The following is a 20,674-nucleotide window of genomic DNA, read 5'->3' on the forward strand; positions in this document are numbered from 1 at the left end:
AACTTGAGTAATTTCTAAAGCAGAGTGGAGAGCCGGGTCATAGCATTGTTGTTTGGCTTCAGTCCCTTGAAGCGCCACTCCTGCTTTTATAGGGTAACATCCCCCCAGTAGGGATATGCTTGTCAACCTTGCCCAGGAATCACTACTATTACATTCGTTTTTCTTATAAAATTCATCCTCCAGAAGATTTAAACATTAACAGGAGCGGACAGCCGCGTTTAGCGGGATACGTTAACGCGATCGCGCCCCTCCTGTTTAGCACGATAAAGCGCCGCATCAGCCGCCTCGATCACCGCCCCACCCGTCGTGCCATGATCTGGAAAGACTGCCACCCCCAGCGAGAGGGTAATGCAACCGAGACTCTGACGGCGATGAAGCAAATTCAGGTGCTTAACCCCTTCCCGGATTTGCTCGGCTCTTTGAGAGGTTATTTCTAGAGAAGCTTCTGGCAAAATCAGCGTAAACTCCTCTCCCCCGTAGCGACAGGCAATATCTGAACCCCGGACGTGTTTGTTGATAAACATCCCTAATTCCCGCAGCACGGAATCGCCTGCCTCGTGACCAAAGGTGTCATTAAATCGTTTAAAGTGGTCAACGTCTAGCATGATCACGCCTACACTTTGGTTCTGGCGGGCTGCTCGATGTATCTCCCGTTCTAGAGATTCTTCGAGGTAACGACGATTAAATAAACCCGTGAGCGAATCGCGGATGCTCTGCTGCTTGAGAGCTTCGTGCAATTTTAAGTTTGCCAGCGCCAAAGCAATATGTTCGGCAACCGTTACAGCTAGCTGTTGTTTTGCTTCTGTAAATAGTCCCTGGTGTTGCGAACATAAATACAGCACGCCCAACGCTTCCCCCTGTGCCATCATGGGGACGCAGAGAAAGTCACTGCTTGATGAGTCCGGGTGGATGTGCTTGCATGGCAAACTACCGCGATCGGATGAAACAAAATGCGAGTGTCCGCGTCGCAGCGCCCAACATTCATTAGGTGTAAACAATTTGTGGGTATCGAGCGTCTCGTCACCCCAGGTAGCAACAGCCTCAACTAGGGTTTGTGAGGAACTAATAACAAACACCGCACCAGATACATCTGGGAATAGAGGCTGTACCAATCGAGCGATCGCGCTATGAGCTTCTTCAATCGTCAAACAAGCTTGCAGAATATCGCTCATTTCAGCCAACAGCACAATTTCGCTGTTGCGTTGTTCCAGTTCGTTCACCCAACTTGTGAGTTTTTCATTAGCAGCACGCAACGCCTCCTCAGTCTGCACTTGCTCGGTAATATCGCGCAGAATGACGGTAAATATTTTTTCGTCTTCCAATTCAAGTTGCGAAATCGATGCTTCAGCGGGGAACTCAGTACCATTTTTACGACGACCAAAAATCTTGCCCCGTTCGCCCATCTTCCTCGCTAGCCCGCTAGATTTGGAATATTCAGCAATATGCTGATAATGAGCAGAAGCACAACGCTCTGGCAACAGCAAGCTCAGTGGTTGATTTAAAACTTCTAGAGCATTGTACCCAAAAATCCTTTCTGCCCCTTGATTGAATAGCGTGATCTGTTGGGTTTGATTGATGGAAATAATCGCATCTGAGGCAATATCGAGAATCGCAGCCAGACGGATACTCGAAGCAATTAGAGCTTCTTGTACTTTCTTTCGTTCTGTGATGTCTGTATTGATTTTGAGAACTTCTATAGGCCTGCCGCGCAAGTCTCGTTTCACTGTCCAACGACTAGCGATCGCAATCGAGGAACCGTCTTTTTTACTGTCGATTAGTTCGCCTTGCCAATATCCATGCTGCAAAAGAAATTCGTTTATTTTTGCTTGTGGTTTCGGAAATTGCGTTCGCAGTAATGTATTGATTTCTTTTCCCAAAGCCTCGGCTTTCGTCCATCCATACATTTCCTCTGCACCGCGATTCCAAAAAGTAATTATATTTTTTAAGTCGAGAGTGACGATCGCATCGTGAGCAAGATCTAGCAGTTCGGCCTGGTCTTGTAATTTCTTATCAGCGCGATCGCGCTCGAATAGTTGGTATTCTAGCTTTTCATTAGCGTGCTTTAATTCTTTGGTACGTTGCACAACTCTATTTTCTAAATCATCTTTAGCTTTTTGCATTCCTGCAAAAGCCTGCTTCCGACTTGATATGTCTTCTATAATTACAACAAAATACTTTGGCTCGCCTGTCGCCGTGCGTATTAACGATAGGTTGAGATTAACCCAAGCGTGGGAATCGTCTTTGCGGATGTAGCGGGTTTCTATTAAGTAATTGCAAGCCTTGCCAGCTAATATCTGACGAATGCCCTCAAGGATGATATCGATGTCGTCAGGATGGGTAATATTTTGAAATTTTAGCTGTAATATTTCGGCAGCAGTGTAACCAAGTATTTCGCAAAGTTTTGGATTAGCCAACATCCACTTACCATCTAACGACATATGTGCCATACCTACAGTGGCTTGGTTGAATGTGGCGCGGAATATTTGCCCGCTTTCTTGCAGCGTTTCCTCCATTCTCTTGCGAGTAGTAATATCTTGGGCTATGACTATTCCGGCATAAATTTCTCCCTGTTCGTTTTTTACCGGAAGTGTATGTATTTGGTAAATACAGTCAGCGTAGGCTAGTTCTAATATGGTTGCCTCTCCGGCTAATGCTGCTCGATAATTTGGCTCAAGCGCCGCACAGGTTTCGGGGGGGAATGTTTCCCAAATCGTTTTCCCTTCCAATTGCTCTTTTGAAAGACCAACTTCTGTTAATCCTTTACCGCCAGCCCTAGTGCAACGCAGATCTAGATCGAATAATAAGACTGCGCCGTTAGGAAAATTTTTGACTAGGGTGCGGTATTGTTCTGTACTTTTGCGAAGTTCTGCTTCTGCTGGCTGTCGGTGTATTATTTCACTTTCCAGTTTTCGCGTTTCAACTGCCAGACTCGGAAAGGCTAGTGCTTTGGGCAGCAATAATATTAACTGCACGGCTGTGCAGGCTAAGATTATGGCGGCGATCGCCAGGCAGATACCCGACAGCCAGTAGCTAGGATGCCACAGCGTCGAAACTTCCAGTATGTGAATAGTGCCACAAGCGACGCTCAAGGTGCTAAGTAGCAACAATATCCCTCTGTATGGGAAATCCCCGCGCTTGCGAAGAAAATAAACTATAGTTAAGGCTATTAAATAATAAGCAAGTGCAATTAAAGATGCAGATATGATATGCACCCACGCTAACTGTGGCGGCCATTGAGAGCAAATACTATAAGGGATTAACTTTCCTGAGACAAAAAGATCGTAGAAAAATTTCTGCATAAAATCCCCTTAAAGAATTTGCCCGATATTTATGGGAGGAACTATTGGCGAAGTGCTTTTACCATACACAATAGTTTTGTAGCAAGTGCGATTATGCTGACTAATTCATAGTACGAAGTCTGAATATTTATTTATATACTCCACCTCACAGCCACAGATGTTGCAAAATCGCCTATTGATGCGATCGCAGTCACATAGGCCAAATTTGTTGAAGATTTATTAATGATGCAAACAGCCGCTAAACACGCATACGCATAATCAAAGTTGTTGAAGGCTTTTTGGCACAATACAGTGTCGCATTAGCTTTGTACTGCTGCTTGTTAGCCTCGCCCCAATTTTCCCGGCGATGAGCTATGCGAGCTAAAGCCAAGACTCTATGTTGCATCTGTCCAGAGTTAGACTTTTACAGTTACTGCAACTAATTCAGTTTTTCGGTAAATGCGATCGCGCTTTTGTGCAGCCAGTGCCTGCGATACTAATATTGTCAGCGTTAAAACGCCGCCTTCCACAAGACTAGGTAGCGATCGCTTTACCGCTTGGACTTCCTCTAACTGCAACCCTGGTTTTCCAAGACTAGGTAGCGCTCGCTTTACCGCTTGGACTTCCTCTAACTGCAACCCTGGTTGTCCATCTTCTCGCGGCTTAAGGTTATCGATACTACACGAAAACTTTGCCTGGGTTTAGCCTCAAAATATAGGTTTCGCATCCTCCCAAACTGGATAACCCTTGATAATAACTTTTCTTCCACCAAGCTATGGTGTTCTGTTTTACTAAATTTCTTAATAAAAAGCATAATAACATTTCGATGCTGGCGTCGGCTAGGCATCGTCGCCTCTCAAATGCCGTCATTAATTTTTGCAACTAATCTAAAACGTTCCCCCTTGGTGGAACTCCGACGGTGCAAAATTTACAATCTAAAATTGCTATGACCCAGATCGTCATTTGCCCGGGAATCCACGAGCCAAAACTAACTGAAGACTTTATTTTGGGATCTGGGTGGGGATGCCCGAACTTGTTGATTTTTCCAGCTCAAGACTACCCAGCTTACTCAGGGGTTCACATATTGCAGTTTTTGGGCGATCGCGATCGCGTCCCTGCGGCGTCTGAGTTGATATTTATCAGCTTTAGTGCTGGTGTCGTCGGTGCGATCGCCGCAGCTTTGGCGTGGCAGCTGCAAGGGGGTAAGGTGAAAGCGTTTATTGCTGTAGATGGCTGGGGGGTGCCGCTAACAGGCAACTTTCCTATCCACCGCATCAGCCACGATTACTTTACTCACTGGAGTTCGGCGTTACTAGGATCGGGGTTGGATAGTTTCTATGCCGATCCGCCGATAGAGCATTTAGAACTCTGGCGCAATCCCCAAACTGCACGCGGCTGGTGGGTACAGCACTCTGAGGGGACATCCGAAACGCGATCGCCCACTACTGCGGCGGTGTTTTTAAACCACCTGTTGCAGCGTTACAGTGGCGCACTCGAATAGCTAGGTAAAATCCGCATGCGGGATGTGCCAATACAGAGTTTTACAAAAAAATGGCTAGTACAGTGGCAGGATTGACCAAATCAAGCGCAAACTAAGGTAGGAAATCAAGTTGCGCCTGAACAATTTTTATGTTGCCAACAAGTCCTCCCCCATCTGGTAGCGGATTTCATGCCCTGCTGAAAAACCGCCCCTTTCTGATGTTTTGGGGTGGTCAAGTGATATCCCAAGTGGCGGATAAGGTATTTTTCATTTTGTTGATAGCACTGCTGGAAACTTATAAGTCTCCACCTGCTTTTGAAAATTCCATGCGCTCCACGCTAATGATAGCTTTCACGCTTCCAGCCATTCTATTTGGCTCGGCTGCGGGCATTTTTGTGGATCTGTTTCCTAAGAAGCAAATTATGGTTGCTTCTGATATAATTCGCGCCTTACTTACGTTGGCTATTCCCCTGTTGCCAAAGCAGTTTGTGATTTTGTTGGTAATTACCTTTTTGATTTCAACTGTGACGCAAGTTTTTGCACCAGCAGAGCAGGCGGTTATCCCACTACTGGTGCGGCGCGAAAATTTGATGACGGCTAATGCTCTCTCCACTACAACGATGATGGGTTCGTTGATTGTTGGTTTCGCTGTGGGTAAGCCTGTGTTGAGGCTGGCTAAACAGTTGGGGGGAGGAGAGTATAGTCAAGAATTTTTTGTTGCGGGGTTGTACCTGATAGGGGCTGTATTGGGTATGTTGATTAAGATTAAAGAAACTGGCGTTACCAATCAGCCAGCGGCTGTTCATCCCTGGCAAGACTTGAAGGAGGGCTTAAATTATCTGTGGAAAAACCGCCTGGTTAGGACGGCTATGGTCCAACTAACTATTTTGTATTCAGTCTTTGCGGCTTTAACAGTGTTGGCAATTCCTCTTGTGAAAGAGTTTGGTCTAGAGGACTCGGAGTTTGGCTCTTTGTTGTCGGCAGCTGGGGTTGGTTTAGTCTTGGGTGCTGGGGCGTTGGGACACTGGGGCGATCGCTTCCACCATAAGCCTTTGCCTTTGCTTGGGTTTTTAAGTATGGCTTTTGTTTTGGCCGTCTTTACCTTTACCGAACAATACTGGCTGGGTTTAGTTCTCAGCGGTGTGTTGGGATTGGGCGCATCTCTAATTGGCGTACCGATGCAAACCTTAATTCACCAGCAAACATCAGAGTCGATGCGCGGTAAAGTCTTTGGTTTTCAGAATAATGTGGTCAATATTGCTCTGAGTTTACCCTTGGCGATCGCTGGCCCCCTTACTGACAAATATGGCTTGCGACCCGTGCTTTTGGGCATGAGCATTGTTGTGAGTATAGGTGGCGTCTGGGCTTGGCGCAGCACTCGCGGCGTATTGCAGGATGTCATCTAGTCGGCTTATGTCTTCTACGTGCAACCAATGCTTCCCCTAATTATAAATTTTTATAAATTAATTAAGGTGGGGGTGAGGGGTATGACCCCTCACTAGGCTATATTAAGAGTAGTAGATGCACCCTGATGATCGACGCCCTCAATTGTTGGGCGTTTTTTTATTTTCGGGTGTTTTGCGCCAAAGCTTAAGGCTAAATTATGAAGTTTTCTAAAAATAATAATGGGGTGGGGGGTATGACCCCTCAATGGGCTATACTAAGAGTAGTAGATGCACCCTGATGATCGACGCCCTCAATTGTTGGGCGTTTTTTATTTTCGGCTTTTCCTTAAATAATGTGGTAGGAGCTGGGCTGACAGGGGCGATCGCTCTTAGGAGTCTAGAAGAAAAAGGAGCTAGAGCCATCAGCTAGGCTGATTCTGAGCAGCTTCCCTAACTTGCTCAACCGTCAAACCCAACGCGCCTGCTATTTGCTCCACACTCAAACCCAACGCCAAAAACGGGGGTACGGCTTGTAACTTTGCTCTCATCTCGCCTTCTTCCAAGCCTTCCTGTCTACCTTCTTCCAAGCCTTCCTGCTTGATGGATTGATACATCCTCGTCTGTCTGAACTCGTCGTCTATTCCCAACATTTTTGCTAACTCCTCGCGGCTTAAGCGTGTAAATTTGTACAAGAGGATAGTTTCTATAATATCTAGAATTTTCTGCCTGTTTATCTCATCCGCAAGTTCCTGTCGCGCTTGCAAAATCAATTCTCTACCTCGTTGAACGGCTGTCGCTTCACTCTCTACAACTAATTGCACAATTGCAACTCCCAGAGAGCTTTCTGCTGCTTCTCCTAACTCATCTAAATAGATGCGCTGCACTTGCGTACTCGCCAGTAGCAACTCATAAGGCTCTACATCGTCTGTCTCTATACTTCGCGTAGGATAGATGACAGCTGCACGCCAAGACTTAACCGATGGGTTTTGATGCAGGTAAATGAAGATTTCTGCAAAAAAGCGTCTGTAGAACTCAGCATCTTGTTGAAACTGGACTTCTAGGAAGTAAACTGGTTGAGCAGAGGGAGCGGGACGAGGAACGAACACTCCATCAATCCGAAAAGCTGTTTCTTTCAGTTCTACGGAGGCAAATTCATAGGCGTTGGCATCGACAAAGGTAGCGCCAATTAGTTCAAAGAAGATGCTGGGAAACTCTTGGAACAGGCTATAAAATATTTTGTCAGTTCGCACGGCTGATTTTGTAATAAATATCCCTCGTTGTTGTAGTTTAACATTGCCGCGATCGCTGCTATTTCAAAACAGGTTTTTTAACTACTCCAACTACTTATAACCAGTGTTACCATATCTGGCGGGAGCAAGATATCAGTTTAAAATTAGTCACCATAAACTATGCTTCAGTTTCAACCTCCTGGCTTTGGACAGCGGTTTATCGAAACCTCGCTGGGTTCAATGCTTTACTACACTCAAGTATTTGAACCTTGGTTGCACTTGGATACTTCAGATGAAAAGCTGTCACCGTTAATTTTTTTGCATAATTTTGGCGGTGGTGCTTCTGCTTACGAATGGTCTAAAGTTTATCCAGCTTTTGCTACAAATTATCAAATTATAGCTCCCGATTTGATTGGCTGGGGAAAGTCAGAACATCCAGTTAAAGAATATCAAATTGCAGACTATCTCACGACCCTGGCAGAGTTTATTGAACAAGTCGCTGACTCTCCAGTAACGGTTGTAGCATCTTCTTTGACGGCTGCTATAACTATACGTTTAGCAATTCAAAAGCCAGAATTATTCAAGTCGCTGTATCTAGTCTGTCCATCAGGATTTGCCGACTTCGGACAAGATGCAGGGCGTAGATTGCCGCTGCAAGTAATTAATACGCCGATTTTAGACAAGCTGATTTATACTCTTGGGGCGACTACTGAAGTATCGGTGAGAAACTTCTTGGAGCGATTTTTATTTGCCAAACCAGAGCGAGTTTCTGAAGAGATGGTGCAGGCTTATTTAGCATCAGCACAACAACCAAATGCAGAGTATTCCGCCCTAGCATTTTTGCGGGGGGATCTTTATTTTGATTTGTCTCTTTATATTCCGCAATTAACCGTGCCTGCTGTTATATTTTGGGGCGAACAGGCGCAATTTACGGGGGTTAATTTGGGGCGGCGGTTAGCGGCTATGAATCCGCAATCAATTCGGGCGTTTCAGCCGATAGAAGGGGCTGGAGTGTTGCCGCATTTGGAAATACCAGAGGTGTTTATTGGGCTTTTGCAGCGTTATTTAAGCTTAAGTTGACAAACTTTCTGCAACGTTCATCCGACTTAAAAAAGCACGCAGGCGATCGCTCTTTGGTTCAGTTAAAACTTCTCGCGCTCTTCCTGCTTCTGCAACACAGCCTTTATCCATAAATAACACTCGATGCGCGACTTCACGGGCAAATTGCATCTCGTGGGTTACTACCACCATCGTCATACCTTCTTGAGCTAGTTGCTGCATCACGCGCAGCACTTCTCCGACTAATTCTGGATCGAGTGCGCTTGTGGGTTCATCAAATAACATTACTTGAGGATTCATGCACAAACTGCGAGCGATCGCTACTCGTTGTTTTTGTCCTCCGGATAGTTGTTCTGGATAAGCAAGCGCTTTCTGAGACAACCCGACTTTTTCTAGATAAAATCTTGCTTGTTCTTCACTTTCATTTTTTGATTTACCTAATACTTGACGGGGAGCCAGCATCAAATTTTCTAGCACGCTCAAATGAGGGAAAAGATTGAACTGCTGAAAAACCATCCCAACTTGCGATCGCAGTTGACGCAATTGCTTCTGGTTGAGATTTGGGCGCGACAAATCTATACCATTAACTACCAAACGCCCTTTGCTAATCGTCTCTAAACGGTTGAAGCAGCGCAACAGCGTACTCTTACCACAACCAGAGGAACCAATTACCGCAACAACTTCCCCCCGGTTGATTTCGCCGCTAATTCCTTGTAATACTTTTAAAGAACCAAAGCTTTTTTCAATGCCCTCAAAAGAGATAGCTGGGGTGGAATCATGCATAATTCAGTCCACTATTTTTGTAATTACTTCGATTATTTTAGCTACAATTATGTCATTTATAGTTATTATTACAGCAATTAACTTCAAGAAACTGCACGTTGAGTTGTAAAATTTATGCAATTAGCTCTTCGGTGTTGGTGAAAATTGCACTCGCAGGTAACGCATATGCACAGATTAATTCCGTCTCGTAGGCTACGCCGCAGCCTGATGTTTTGCTTGAGTAGTCTGCTGATTTTGTGCCTATCCGTTTTCCCTACCAGCCCCACGAAAGCAAAAACCACGCTGAATGTTGCTATAGAACCTACTTTCCCGCCGTTTGAGTTATTAGGAAAAAATGGCGAACTAGACGGATTTGATGTTGATTTGTTTAAAGCGATCGCTAAAGCTGCCGATTTCGATCTCAAATTTCAGACTATGCAGTTTGATGGAATGATTCCAGCTTTGCAAGCTAAGACAGTAGATGCTGCGATCGCTGCTATGACTATTACCGCGGAACGTCAGAAAGTAGTAGATTTTTCCCGTCCTTATTTTAAATCTGGGTTAGCGATCGCTATTCCAGCTAATAACAAAAATATCACTTCTTTAGCTAGTCTCGAAAACAAAAGTATAGCTGTACAAATAGGTACGACAGGTGCGGCTGAGGCTGCAAAAATACCTGGTGCAAAAATTCGTACCTTCGATGCTGCGCCCCTCGTTCTTCAGGAATTGCTCAATGGCAATGTAGATGCTGCCCTCAATGATGCCGCCGTCACTCTCTATGCAATTAAGCAAAATAATCTTGATAAAATCAAAATAATCGACCAATTACTTACAGAAGAATACTATGGCATCCCCACTCCTAAAAACTCTCCAAGTCTAGATGCTATCAATAAGGGGCTGACGGTTATTCTCAGCGATGGCACTTACGATCGACTTTACCAAAAGTGGTTTAATGCCAAAGCCCCACAACTGCCAGAAACAGTAAATTTTGCCAAATCAAATAGCTCGGTTAACTCTACCAGCAGCATCATTTTCAAGGCAATGCCTAACTTGTTGCAGGGAGTGCTAGTAACGCTATATTTAACAGCATTTTCAGTAATTTTGGGAATGATTGGTGGTTCCCTAATTGGCATTGCCCGCCTTTCACGCATACCGCTATTGCGATGGGCAACTAGGGCATATATAGACTTCTTCCGGGGGACGCCATTGCTGGTACAAATTTTTATGATTTACTTTGGCTTACCAGCGTTAATGCAAGGTTTTGGCATCAACTTTAATTTAGGGCGTCTGGCTGCTTCGGTGATAGCGTTGAGTCTTAATAGCGCCGCCTATATTGCGGAAATTGTCCGCGCTGGTATTCAGTCTATTGAAACAGGACAAGCGGAAGCAGCGCAATCGTTAGGTTTGGGAACAGTGGAAACAATGCGCTATGTTATATTTCCTCAAGCTTTGCGGCGGATGCTGCCACCTTTGGGCAATGAATTTATCACTCTTCTTAAAGACACCAGCTTGGTAGCCGTAATTGGATTTGAAGAATTATTTCAACAGGGTAGACTTATTGTGGCAAACAACTATCGCGCTTTTGAAATATACGCCGCTGTTGCCTTAATTTACCTGGTGTTAACAGTATTATCCTCACGAATTTTTAGTTGGTTAGAGCGTTGGATGAACCCGGTTAATAAGTCTCGTGAAGCTGATTTAGAAATAGATTCAAAGTAGTAAGTTTAAATTTTCTCTAATTTAAACTTGTGTTAGAGGTACTATGCTTTCGCCTGAAAATTCGTAGTAGGCAACTTTCCCACTTCTTTAACGATGATGGTTGACGGCTTCCACGTGGGCATTGCACACCATACATTTGGGTGAAGCTATATATGAAAATAATGTGCTGCGTCCAATCCAAGAATTGAATGGTTAGCCAGAAAATTGCTGGATAAAAATTACGATTTCTAGGTGATAGCTAATAGCTGATGGCTGACTGGTTTATGGTGGGCAATGCCCACCCTACATTTTGCGTAATCTAGCTGCAAGAAGGCAAGGTGCGATCGCTTCTATTTCACAAAAGTGTCCTGAACTCATCCCGTGTCAGTTCGCAATCGCGCAGAATTTGTGCCAACAAGCCACTACCAATTGTTTCACCTGAATGTACAGGGACAACCGTTCGACGCCCGTCGCTATGTATTAAAATGTGGTGACTGCCACGAACTCTGGCAACGGCAAAACCTGCTCTAGCAAGCGCGGCAATTACTTCGCCTCCCGTTATACTAGGCAGTTGGCTCATAACTCAACGGAAATTCTTTGAACACCAACAAATTCGAGTGACTCTGCTTGCTCTTCCTCGAATTCTACGCAGAGTTCGATGGCTTCTCGAATGCGCTCCATCAGTTCGTCTAGGGACTTAGCTTGCGTATGACATCCACGCAGGCTAGGCACAGAAGCAACAAAGTAGCCTTCGCGATCGCGCTCGATAATTACATTGAATTGTCTGCTCATCTTCAGCCTCAATTATTATATAATCTAGCAACATATTCCGGTATAATCTATAGGCGCTCAAATAACTTTCCAACTTCTTTAATATCAACGTTGCCACCGCTAATAATAACGCCAATATTAGCATCTGAAACGCTAATAATTCCTTCCAAAAGAGCTGCTGCTGCTAGTGCGCCTGTGGGTTCGACAACAATTTTTAGACGTTCCCACAAATAAAACATCGTGCGTAAAATTGCGTCTTCCGATACCGTCACCATGTCATCAACATAATGCAAGACTAAGGGAAAGGTAATTTTTCCCAAATACGGAGTACGAGCGCCATCTGCAATTGTGTTAGGATTGCGGACGGTTTGCAGAGTTTTGGTGTGGAACGAGCGGGTTGCATCATCCGCGAGTTGTGGTTCCACTCCAATAACTTTGCAGTTAGGTGAAAGTGCTTTAGCTGCGATCGCGCTTCCCGATAGCAACCCGCCTCCGCCACAGCAAACTAGCAGTAAATCTAACGCTCCGACTTCTTCAATTAGCTCTTTTGCGGCTGTACCTTGTCCCGCCACAACATGAGGATGATCGTAAGGTGGAATTAGAGTAAGATAGCGATCGCTTGCTATATTATTAGCAAATTCTTCTCTATTTGTTTCAAGGCGATTATATAAAATTACCTCAGCACCATAGCCCCTCGTAGCAGCTTGTTTAACACTTGGGGCATCATCAGGCATTACAATCGTGGTGGGAATGTTTAGCAGTTGTCCAGAAAGAGCGATCGCTTGTGCGTGATTCCCCGATGAATAAGTTATTACGCCGCATTGCTTCTGCTCATCAGACAGTTGCGCTAATGCATTGTAAGCTCCGCGAAACTTAAACGAACCCGTGCGCTGGAAATTCTCGCACTTAAAAAAAACTTGACTGTTGGTGCGCTGATTGACACTTCTTGAGGTGAGAACCGGAGTGCGGTTAGCTGTACCTGACAAACGCAGCGCCGCAGCTTGCAAATCTGTATAACTTACTGTGTTTTTTGCAGAAAATATGTTGTAATCTGGCGTCATAACAATATCACTTTGCGAGTTAGGCTAATGGCAGAACCTACAATTTCAGCTATTATCCGCAACGATCTCTCTTCTCCGGTGCGTCTAGCGCTAGAAGCTGGACTCTTTAGTAAAGATACAACTTTCTTTGACTACGGCGGCGGACAGGGTGGCGATGTTAAAGCGATCGCGAATTTAGGCTACGCCTCGACTGGTTGCGATGTTTATCCCTATCCAGGTTCTCTCCCTAGCGCTGATATTGTCAATCTCGGCTATGTAATTAATTTTATTGAATGTCCGGAGCAACGCCAGGGAATTTTGCGCGAAGCTTGGCAAATAACTCGCGAAATATTGATAGTTACTGCTCCCATTTTAATTACTGACGCGGGTGACAACAAAATACCCTACGAACCTGGTTTTACTAGCAATTTAAACTACTCTCCAAAGTATTACGAGCAGGAAGAGCTGAAAACTTATATTGAGCAAGTTCTCAATGTTGAAGCGATTGCAGTATCTTTGGGTATTTACTTTATTTTTCGCTACCAAACCGCTGCTGAAAACTTCTTATTTTCCTGCTTTATATCTAAAACACCTGCACCAAAACTTCATTATAATCTCCCAGAACTGCTTGCACCTCTAATCGCTTTCGTGACTCAGCACGGACGTTTACCAGTTGAAGGCGAGTTACCATCAGAAACAGAAATTATAAAAGAATTCGGTAGTATCGCTCAAGCTTTTGAAGTAATTTTACAGGCGACAAATCAAGGATATTGGGATGCGATCGCCCAAAAACGCCGTTCTGATATTCTCATTTATTTAGCTTATAGGGGTACAGATATTTCGTCTCCCGTAGCGCCGGAAATCAACAAAGATATTCAAGCTTTATTTGGTAGCTACCAGCAAGCCTGCGAAGCCGCCAACGAGTTATCTGCCAATCTCACCGAACCCAATATCATCGCTAATTATTGCCAAAAAACGCAGCTGGGCAAACTGCTACCAACTGCGCTTTACATTCACGTATCAGCTATTTCCGAACTCGATTCTTTGCTGAGACTCTATGAAGCAAATGCAAGTCGAAACTTTGGGCGCATAGATGGTGCAACGCTGATAAAAATAAGTATTGATCAGCCTAGAATCTCTTACTTATTTTACCCAGAATTCGATATTGACCCGCATCCAGCTTTACAAGCTAGCATATGGATTGACACCAAAAGCGGCATTTATTGTCACCGCAATTACAGTAGTAGCGACAATCCCCCGGTACTTCATCGCAAGGAAACTTTCGTAACTCCCGACTATCCCAACTATCAAGAATTCGCCAGATTGACGCGAGAAGAAGAAGCATGGGGACTTTTAGATCGCACGCGCGATATTGGGACTAAAAGGGGTTGGCAAAAATGTTTAAAAGAGCGCGGTGTAGAAATAGAAGATCATCGCGTTGTAGCGCGATCGCGTTCTGGAACTATTCATCAATCTCCCATACCTAAAATAGAGCGTCACCGCGCTGCAATCGTTCGCAAAAGCATTTCTCGCCCGCTACGTTTAGCTTTGGAAGCTAACTTATTTACTAAAGATACAACTTTCTTTGACTATGGCTGCGGACACGGCGGCGATGTAGCCCGCATGACAGAACAAGGTTATATTAGTGCTGGGTGGGACCCCTATTATTTCCCAGATAATCCCCACAACTCTGCTGATATCGTTAATCTTGGCTACATAATTAATGTTATTGAATGCAAAGATGAACGTCGAGAAGCTTTGCTAAAAGCGTGGGAACTTAGCAAAAAAGTCTTAATTGTTGCTTCGCTTGTATTGATAGATCACCGAGAAACTGGACAAGTAGCTTACGGCGATGGAATTATCACCAAACGCAATACTTTCCAGAAATACTACGAACAGGAAGAACTTAAAACTTATATTGACCAAGTTCTGAATGTCGATGCGGTTCCAGTTGCACTGGGAATTTATTTTGTGTTTCGGGATGAATCTCAAGCGCAGGCTTATCGCGCTTCTCGGTTTCGTTCGCGCACGAAGATGCCGAAAGTTCACACTCAAATTAAGCGCTTTGAAGATTATCAAGAACTACTTGCACCGCTGATGGAATTTGTGACTGAACGCGGTAGATTGCCCGTCAAAGGCGAAATTTCTGAAGAAGCTCAAATAACCGAAGAATTCGGCAATATTAAACGTGCATTTAAGGGAATTTTACAGGCTACAGACCAACAAGAATGGGATGCGATAGCCCTACAACGCCGTCAAGATTTGCTAGTCTATATCGCCCTTACTCAATTTGATAGTCGTCCCAAATTCAGCGAATTAGCGCCAGTTGTCCAACATGATATTAAAGCTTTATGCAGCAGCTACACCCAAGCCTGCGAAGCGGCGGAGGATATGCTATTTAGCCTGCGCGACTATAATATTATTACCCAATGCTGCGCGGAAAGTTTAATAGGTAGTCAGCGCTATAACGGTTTTTACATCCATGTTTCAGACCTTTCTTCTCTCCACCCTCTGCTGCGCCTTTACGAAGGTTGCGCTAGCCGTGCGATAGGCAGATTGGATGAAGCAACGCTGATTAAGTTCCACACTGACCGACCAAAAATATCCTATTTGTTTTATCCCGATTTTGACATTAATCCGCATCCAGTTTTGCATACGAGTATGCAAATTAATTTGGGTAATTTGCGTGTCACTTATCGAGATTATGATACCTCCGATGACCCACCAATTTTACACCGCAAGGAAACAGTAGTTACTCCCGACTATCATAATTATGATAAGTTGGTGAAACTGACTCGCTATGAAGAAGAATGGGGACTTCTTGATGATGAACGTGCGATTTCAACTTTGAAGGGTTGGCAACGATGTTTGCAAGAACATTGTGCAGAATTATATGGTTATAATCTCCGTTGGCGTAAAGATGCAGATCCCTATCGCATTAAGTTATTAAAATCTGCCCGTGCGGCACGGAAAAAGAGGGAAAAGCAATCTCAAGCCGCAGTTGGAGAAATAAAAAATAACGCAGATGTCATTATGATAAATGATGAATTATGCTCTGAAGAGGCAGCAGCAAAGTCAAGCTTAGAGGTGGCAGAAGGAGAAAATATTTAGCAGCGATCGCCTCAAATTAGGGCAGCGGTGCAGCAACAAGAAAGCAAAAAATAAGTGAAAACAGATACAATTTTCTATAGCATTTTTCAGGAATTCCCCAGCATCTTCTTTGAACTAATTGGGCGTTCTCCAGAAGAAGCGATCGCTTATGAATTCACCTCCCGCGAAGTCAAACAACTTGCCTTCCGCATGGATGGTTTATTCTTACCGACTACTGGCGATCCGAGCCTACCTTTCTATGTTCTGGAAGTGCAATTTCAGCCAGAGGAAGAATTGTACTACCGCTTATTTGGCGAACTTTTCCTCTACTTGAGCCAATACAAACCACCCCATGCTTGGCGGGTTGTGGTAATTTATCCCAGGCGCAGTGTAGAAAGAGAACAGAGTTTTCAGTTTGGCGAAATTTTAGCTCTAAATCGAGTCACGCGAATTTACTTGGATGAGTTAGGAGAACTAGCAGAGAACTCTCTTGGGGTTGGAGTTGTTAAACTTGTAGTTGAGGCGCAGGACACAGCGACGGAACTGGCAAAGCGTTTGATCGAGCAAGCGAAGCAACAATTGAGCGATGAAGCTGTCAAGCGCGACATTATCGACTTAATTGAGACAATTATCGTCTACAAGTTACCACAAAAAACACGCGAGGAGATTGAAGCTATGTTGGGTTTAAGCGAGTTAAAACAAACGAAAGTTTATCAAGAAGCTTTAGAAGAAGGTGAGCGCATAGGTGAGGAAAGAGGTGAAATGAAAGCAAAGGTGGAAGCCATACCGCGCATGATACAGGTTGGCTTGAGTTTGGAGGCGATCGCCCAGGTGTTAGACTTGCCCTTGGAAACAGTTCAGCAAGCAGCACAACAGTCTAATGGGTAATAAGATTTGTGCCGAAATTGGCAGGTTATTTGGTGACAAAGTTATTTACAGCCGCGATCGCTCTGCTAATTCCACCCAATGTTGTATCCCTTTTTGGGTCGGTTGTCCCGTCGCTGTAAATGTCCTTATATCTCTCTTATGTTGGGGGCCATAACTGATATGGATTGGCCTATCTGCACCATAATAATATATCGAATCAAATGGTAATTTTTCTGCTAATATCCAATCGACTACGCGATCGCTGTCTTCCCCGATAATAATAAAATCGCAGGCTGCGCCTAGTCTCTTGCAGTAATAATTACCATTTTTATTCATTTCATGCGCCATATGCTGATCCAGTTCAGGCGCAACGCGGCCATTTTTATTGCCCGTCTCCGGATCTTTCTTGTCTAAATATTTCTTTAAATCCTTAGAACAAAATCCATAAGTTAGCTTAAACTTATCAAGGCCGAAATATTCAACTATCGCATTTAAAATAAATTGATTTAAATCTTGAATTGCTAGAATCGTATCTTCTAGATTTTGGGGAAAGGGATTAATTTGGCCAGCATACTTATTATAAGTTTTGCTACAGGTACAAAACTCCTCAAGCGTGAGGTATTTTCCTAGTTGTACTTGTTGGCTCGTCATCACCTTTAATCCAAAATTTAAAATTAACTAGACTGGCGTGACATCGTGGAAGCGGGTATAGTCGATGCAGCGATCGCCGTCAGGCGTCTTAGAGAAAATATCCACGAAACGCATATTAAATAGGATTTCCTGTGCAAAAAAGCTGTGACGGGCGTGGATTGTCTGCGACACAGTTTTGTCGAGTCCTGTCAGCGCTACAACGATGACGGCTTCCGACTCGGCCAAAGAAGCTGGTGTGGCTCCATAAAGCGGGCTTCTATCGTCAATGCGATGCATTACCGTCCACGTCTCCTCAAAAATCGATGTCTGACTGCGAACCAGCGTGAGATCGTGGAGTCGCCGCATGAATTCTCCCTCTTGAGTCACTTCATTGCGAACCAGAGTCACCCGCATTTGCGCTTCTACAATCTGGTTACCACGCTGGTTGGCTGTCCGGAACATTAAGGTCGGTACGCCATCGTAGGGAGGTATCACCGCCACTTTGCTAAAAAGCACTCTCGCCGTCGGTCGCGAGAACCGCGCAAAAGCCAGCCCCGTCACCATAGCCACCCCCAGCAGACCTCCCAGCGCTTCTATCGTCACCACTATGTTGGCGTAGAATGTGCGCGGATACATGGCACCGTAGCCGATAGTGGCGAGAGTCTGGACGCTGAAGAAGAAGGCGTCCCAAAACGAGCCGGGGCGGGCATTCTGGATGCAATCCCCTCCTGCGAGATAGAGGAGCGCAAATATGGCGTTGCTGCTGACATACAATAGAACGATCAGTGCCAACAGCCCAGGCCAGGGAAGGGTGAGTAGCAAATGGTACAGGTCGCCCCAATAGTGCGATCGCCCTTTTCGCACGATAGTAACCACCGCATTCCGCCGCACAAGGCGCGTCTGTGATTTGTGACGATGCCTTTTGGCCATAGCCCCGCTACAAAGTAAGTTTACTGACGATTACCCATAAGGCGAGCGATCGCAATCTGCAAAACCTTACGGTAGGTTAGCACGTATCGCCCCAACCCTTTTGTCAACGCGGCGACACAGACGAGCGTCTAAAATTCCAATACTTGCGTGCCCAAATATGCAAAAACTCCACCGTTACTTCTGGAGGAGCCGAAAATAAAAAACGCCCAACATTTGTTGAGGCGTCGATCATCAGGGTGCATCTACTACTCTTACTATAGCCTAATGAGGGGTGATACCCCTCACCCCGGCGATTTTGTAATAAAACTTCAGAGATGATATGGCTCTAAACAAACCTTTGGGTTGCGCCACTAGGTCAAAAATCAGTATCGCCATAAGTTTGCCGCCAGTTTTCTGCGTGCTGAAATTTGGCGCCTGCTGCGGAAGCGGCTTGCCTATCTTCAGGGCGATCGCCAATCATTAAAACCTTATCTGGCTTGTGTATTTCTATCGCTAATTTCAGCATTCCTGCATTAGGCTTGCGGAACTTTCCCGACTCTTGATGGTTGCTGTAATTATTAACTTCATTGCTAGTTACGCAGAAGCACTTCCCTCCTTCAAAATCAGGGCAAAAGTAAATTTCTTCCATTTCTGGAACTAAGTCGAGAGTGTATTGCTGTTCTTTTATGCAACTTTGCAGAGACTTTTTGCCACTAGCGACACCAGCTTGATTCGTCACGCCGACAATTTTCCAGCCATTAGCTGCAAAGTATGCGATCGCCCCCTCAGCACCTTCTATCATCTTTTGATCGTGGGGACGCTGGATAAATTTATTCCCTGAGAGGGGTGCCCTCACAGTACCATCCAAATCCAATATTAGTAAGTTGACAGATCCGGTAGTTTCTTGAGTTTCTTGCTCCATTGTCCAATTCTATCTGCTATCAAAAAGATAGTAGCGAAAAGTTAGATGTAGTTGAGAAATTAGGATGACCAATCAAAACAATCGCACTCAATGGGATTTCGGCAGATTTATCCAAACCCTTGCCTATTTCGAGGTTATCCCCTTTTTCAACTGTTTGCAGAGGTTATTCCAAGGTCGCGCCAAGGATAATAAACATAGACCATTAGGAGATAAAAAAGTGGGAACGATACTGGTAGCGGGTGCGACAGGCGGAGTCGGTAAGCGCGTCGTGCGGCGACTTGTAGAGGGCGGTTACAAGGTGCGATCTCTCGTCCGAGATTCCCAGAGAGCAAAAGAAATGCTGGGTGAAAATACTGAATTAGTCGAAGGTGATATTACCATCCCAGAGACTCTTACCGAGCAAGTATTTAAAGATGTCTCAGCCGTTGTATGCTGCACGGGTACGCGAGTACAGCCTGTCGAGGGAGATACAGCAGACCGGGCTAAATATTATCAAGGTATCAAATTTTATATGCCTGAAGTTGTGGACGTTCCAGAGGTAGTGGAATATCAAGGCATTAAAAATCTCGTACAAGCTGCCGCCAAATATCTAAGCAAAGCTGATGAGAAGGTTGTATTTGATTTTACTAACCCATCTACTGACATCAAAGAAACTTGGGGTGCTGTCGATGATGTAGTCATGGGTGGAGTGAGTCAAAGTGGCATTCAATTGGTGGAAGAAACTGCGCTATTTGCTGGGAACGTATCAATCCAAAACTCAGGCGGCTTTGCTTCAATTCGCACAAAAAACTTTGACACTCCTATTAATTTAACTGGTTATGAAGGTGTGGAATTGCGCGTCAGAGGAGACGGAAAGCGATACAAATTCTTTATCCGCACCCAAACGCAATGGGATGGAGTTGCTTACTCTTATTCCTTCGATACTCAGCCAAACACCTGGATTAATGTTCACGTTCCGTTCGCTGATTTAATACCCGTATTCCGCGCCAAAACTTTGCAAGATGGCGAACCTATAAATACCAGCCAAATTCGCTCGTTTCAGTTTATGTTGAGTAAATTTGAATACGACGGTGGCTTGAATCCGCATTTTTCGCCTGGTGGGTTCGCTTTGCAAATAGAATCGATTAAGGCTTATGGCGGTGCAAGTTTACCGCAGTTTGTAACTATAAGTTCTGCGGGTGTAACTCGTCCCGGTCGTCCTGGAATTAATTTAGAAGAAGAACCGCCAGCAGTAAGAATGAACGACCAATTGGGGGGAATTTTAACTTGGAAGTTGCGGGGTGAGGATGCTGTGCGCGAAAGTGGACTGCATTACACGATTATTAGACCTTGTGCGCTGACTGAGGAAGCTGGCGGGAAGGCGTTAATATTCGAGCAAGGTGATAATATACGAGGAAAAGTAAGTAGGGAAGATATTGCCGAGTTGTGCGTGCAAGTGTTGGAACAACCCAAGGCTTGTAATTTAACTTTTGAGGTGAAAGAAGGCGACGGTGCTGGTGCAGATTTGGAGAATTTGTTGCTAGGTTTGCAACGCGATCGCGCCTAATATCTCGT

18 protein-coding genes are annotated in these 20,674 nt (G+C 44.8%); 8 read left to right on the top strand and 10 right to left on the bottom strand.

Features of this window, described 5'->3' with window-relative positions; all coding sequences use genetic code 11:
• Nucleotides 1-218: 218 nt before the first annotated feature.
• The gene (locus tag H6F77_RS20685; protein ID WP_514131596.1) at nucleotides 219-3,299 is read right to left on the bottom strand and encodes a PAS domain S-box protein; all 3,081 of its coding nucleotides are present in this window, start codon (nucleotides 3,297-3,299) and stop codon (nucleotides 219-221) included.
• A 395-nt stretch (nucleotides 3,300-3,694) separates the two neighbouring features.
• Nucleotides 3,695-3,916, bottom strand: coding sequence for a hypothetical protein (locus H6F77_RS20690; RefSeq protein ID WP_190490711.1), 222 nt, complete (start codon nucleotides 3,914-3,916; stop codon nucleotides 3,695-3,697).
• A 308-nt stretch (nucleotides 3,917-4,224) separates the two neighbouring features.
• Between H6F77_RS20690 and H6F77_RS20695 the strand changes: the two genes are divergently transcribed.
• The 3 genes from H6F77_RS20695 to H6F77_RS20705 all read left to right on the top strand — a co-directional run bounded on the left by H6F77_RS20695 (nucleotide 4,225) and on the right by H6F77_RS20705 (nucleotide 6,573).
• On the top strand, nucleotides 4,225-4,779 hold the full coding sequence (locus tag H6F77_RS20695; RefSeq protein WP_190490713.1) for a hypothetical protein: 555 nt from the start codon (nucleotides 4,225-4,227) through the stop codon (nucleotides 4,777-4,779).
• A gap of 128 nt (nucleotides 4,780-4,907) precedes the next feature.
• Nucleotides 4,908-6,164, top strand: a complete 1,257-nt coding sequence (locus tag H6F77_RS20700) for an MFS transporter (RefSeq protein ID WP_190490715.1) — start codon at nucleotides 4,908-4,910, stop codon at nucleotides 6,162-6,164.
• Nucleotides 6,165-6,408: 244 nt separating this feature from the next.
• On the top strand, nucleotides 6,409-6,573 hold the full coding sequence (locus tag H6F77_RS20705; protein WP_190490717.1) for a hypothetical protein: 165 nt from the start codon (nucleotides 6,409-6,411) through the stop codon (nucleotides 6,571-6,573).
• Here H6F77_RS20705 and H6F77_RS20710 read toward each other — a convergent pair.
• Nucleotides 6,566-7,393: an Rpn family recombination-promoting nuclease/putative transposase gene (locus H6F77_RS20710; protein ID WP_190490719.1), complete on the bottom strand. Its 828-nt coding sequence runs from the start codon at nucleotides 7,391-7,393 to the stop codon at nucleotides 6,566-6,568. The two genes, H6F77_RS20705 and H6F77_RS20710, sit on opposite strands and share 8 nt — an antisense overlap.
• 159 nt (nucleotides 7,394-7,552) lie before the next feature.
• Here H6F77_RS20710 and H6F77_RS20715 point away from each other — a divergent pair, with 159 nt between their 5' ends.
• Nucleotides 7,553-8,452, top strand: coding sequence for an alpha/beta fold hydrolase (locus tag H6F77_RS20715; protein ID WP_190490721.1), 900 nt, complete (start codon nucleotides 7,553-7,555; stop codon nucleotides 8,450-8,452).
• On the opposite strand, the gene H6F77_RS20720 is transcribed toward H6F77_RS20715, so the two are convergent.
• Nucleotides 8,444-9,214: an amino acid ABC transporter ATP-binding protein gene (locus tag H6F77_RS20720; protein ID WP_190490724.1), complete on the bottom strand. Its 771-nt coding sequence runs from the start codon at nucleotides 9,212-9,214 to the stop codon at nucleotides 8,444-8,446. The genes H6F77_RS20715 and H6F77_RS20720 overlap by 9 nt on opposite strands.
• 165 nt (nucleotides 9,215-9,379) lie before the next feature.
• Here H6F77_RS20720 and H6F77_RS20725 point away from each other — a divergent pair, with 165 nt between their 5' ends.
• On the top strand, nucleotides 9,380-10,912 hold the full coding sequence (locus tag H6F77_RS20725) for an ABC transporter permease subunit (RefSeq protein ID WP_190490726.1): 1,533 nt from the start codon (nucleotides 9,380-9,382) through the stop codon (nucleotides 10,910-10,912).
• 334 nt (nucleotides 10,913-11,246) lie between these two features.
• Here the strand turns inward: H6F77_RS20725 and H6F77_RS20730 are convergent, their stop codons facing one another.
• From H6F77_RS20730 to H6F77_RS20740, 3 genes are read right to left on the bottom strand one after another with little or no spacing between them, the layout of a single operon-like run.
• The gene (locus tag H6F77_RS20730; protein WP_190490728.1) at nucleotides 11,247-11,471 is read right to left on the bottom strand and encodes a type II toxin-antitoxin system HicA family toxin; all 225 of its coding nucleotides are present in this window, start codon (nucleotides 11,469-11,471) and stop codon (nucleotides 11,247-11,249) included.
• Nucleotides 11,468-11,683, bottom strand: coding sequence for a type II toxin-antitoxin system HicB family antitoxin (locus H6F77_RS20735; protein WP_190490730.1), 216 nt, complete (start codon nucleotides 11,681-11,683; stop codon nucleotides 11,468-11,470). The genes H6F77_RS20730 and H6F77_RS20735 overlap by 4 nt, the downstream gene beginning before the upstream one ends.
• A 47-nt stretch (nucleotides 11,684-11,730) precedes the next feature.
• Nucleotides 11,731-12,723: a threo-3-hydroxy-L-aspartate ammonia-lyase gene (locus tag H6F77_RS20740; protein ID WP_190490732.1), complete on the bottom strand. Its 993-nt coding sequence runs from the start codon at nucleotides 12,721-12,723 to the stop codon at nucleotides 11,731-11,733.
• Between the two features lie 27 nt (nucleotides 12,724-12,750).
• On the opposite strand from H6F77_RS20740, the gene H6F77_RS20745 reads away from it, so the two are divergent.
• Together H6F77_RS20745 and H6F77_RS20750 are read left to right on the top strand one after the other, a co-directional pair.
• Nucleotides 12,751-15,813 carry a DNA phosphorothioation-associated putative methyltransferase gene (locus H6F77_RS20745; RefSeq protein ID WP_190490734.1) on the top strand — a complete coding sequence of 1,021 codons (3,063 nt, stop codon included), beginning with the start codon at nucleotides 12,751-12,753 and terminating at the stop codon, nucleotides 15,811-15,813.
• 54 nt (nucleotides 15,814-15,867) lie between these two features.
• The gene (locus H6F77_RS20750; protein WP_190490736.1) at nucleotides 15,868-16,680 is read left to right on the top strand and encodes an Rpn family recombination-promoting nuclease/putative transposase; all 813 of its coding nucleotides are present in this window, start codon (nucleotides 15,868-15,870) and stop codon (nucleotides 16,678-16,680) included.
• Nucleotides 16,681-16,725: 45 nt separating this feature from the next.
• Here H6F77_RS20750 and H6F77_RS20755 read toward each other — a convergent pair whose 3' ends face one another.
• The 3 genes from H6F77_RS20755 to H6F77_RS20765 all read right to left on the bottom strand — a co-directional run bounded on the left by H6F77_RS20755 (nucleotide 16,726) and on the right by H6F77_RS20765 (nucleotide 19,120).
• Nucleotides 16,726-17,310, bottom strand: coding sequence for a hypothetical protein (locus H6F77_RS20755; protein WP_190490737.1), 585 nt, complete (start codon nucleotides 17,308-17,310; stop codon nucleotides 16,726-16,728).
• Nucleotides 17,311-17,337: 27 nt separating this feature from the next.
• Nucleotides 17,338-18,219, bottom strand: coding sequence for an ion channel (locus tag H6F77_RS20760; protein ID WP_190490739.1), 882 nt, complete (start codon nucleotides 18,217-18,219; stop codon nucleotides 17,338-17,340).
• 355 nt (nucleotides 18,220-18,574) lie between these two features.
• Nucleotides 18,575-19,120, bottom strand: a complete 546-nt coding sequence (locus tag H6F77_RS20765; protein WP_190490742.1) for an HAD-IIIA family hydrolase — start codon at nucleotides 19,118-19,120, stop codon at nucleotides 18,575-18,577.
• Nucleotides 19,121-19,184: 64 nt separating this feature from the next.
• On the opposite strand from H6F77_RS20765, the gene H6F77_RS20770 reads away from it, so the two are divergent.
• Nucleotides 19,185-20,666, top strand: a complete 1,482-nt coding sequence (locus H6F77_RS20770) for a CIA30 family protein (protein ID WP_190490744.1) — start codon at nucleotides 19,185-19,187, stop codon at nucleotides 20,664-20,666.
• The last annotated feature ends 8 nt before the right edge of the window (nucleotides 20,667-20,674 follow it).

This window comes from Microcoleus sp. FACHB-831 (genome assembly GCF_014695585.1).
Taxonomy (GTDB): Bacteria; Cyanobacteriota; Cyanobacteriia; order Cyanobacteriales; family FACHB-T130; genus FACHB-831.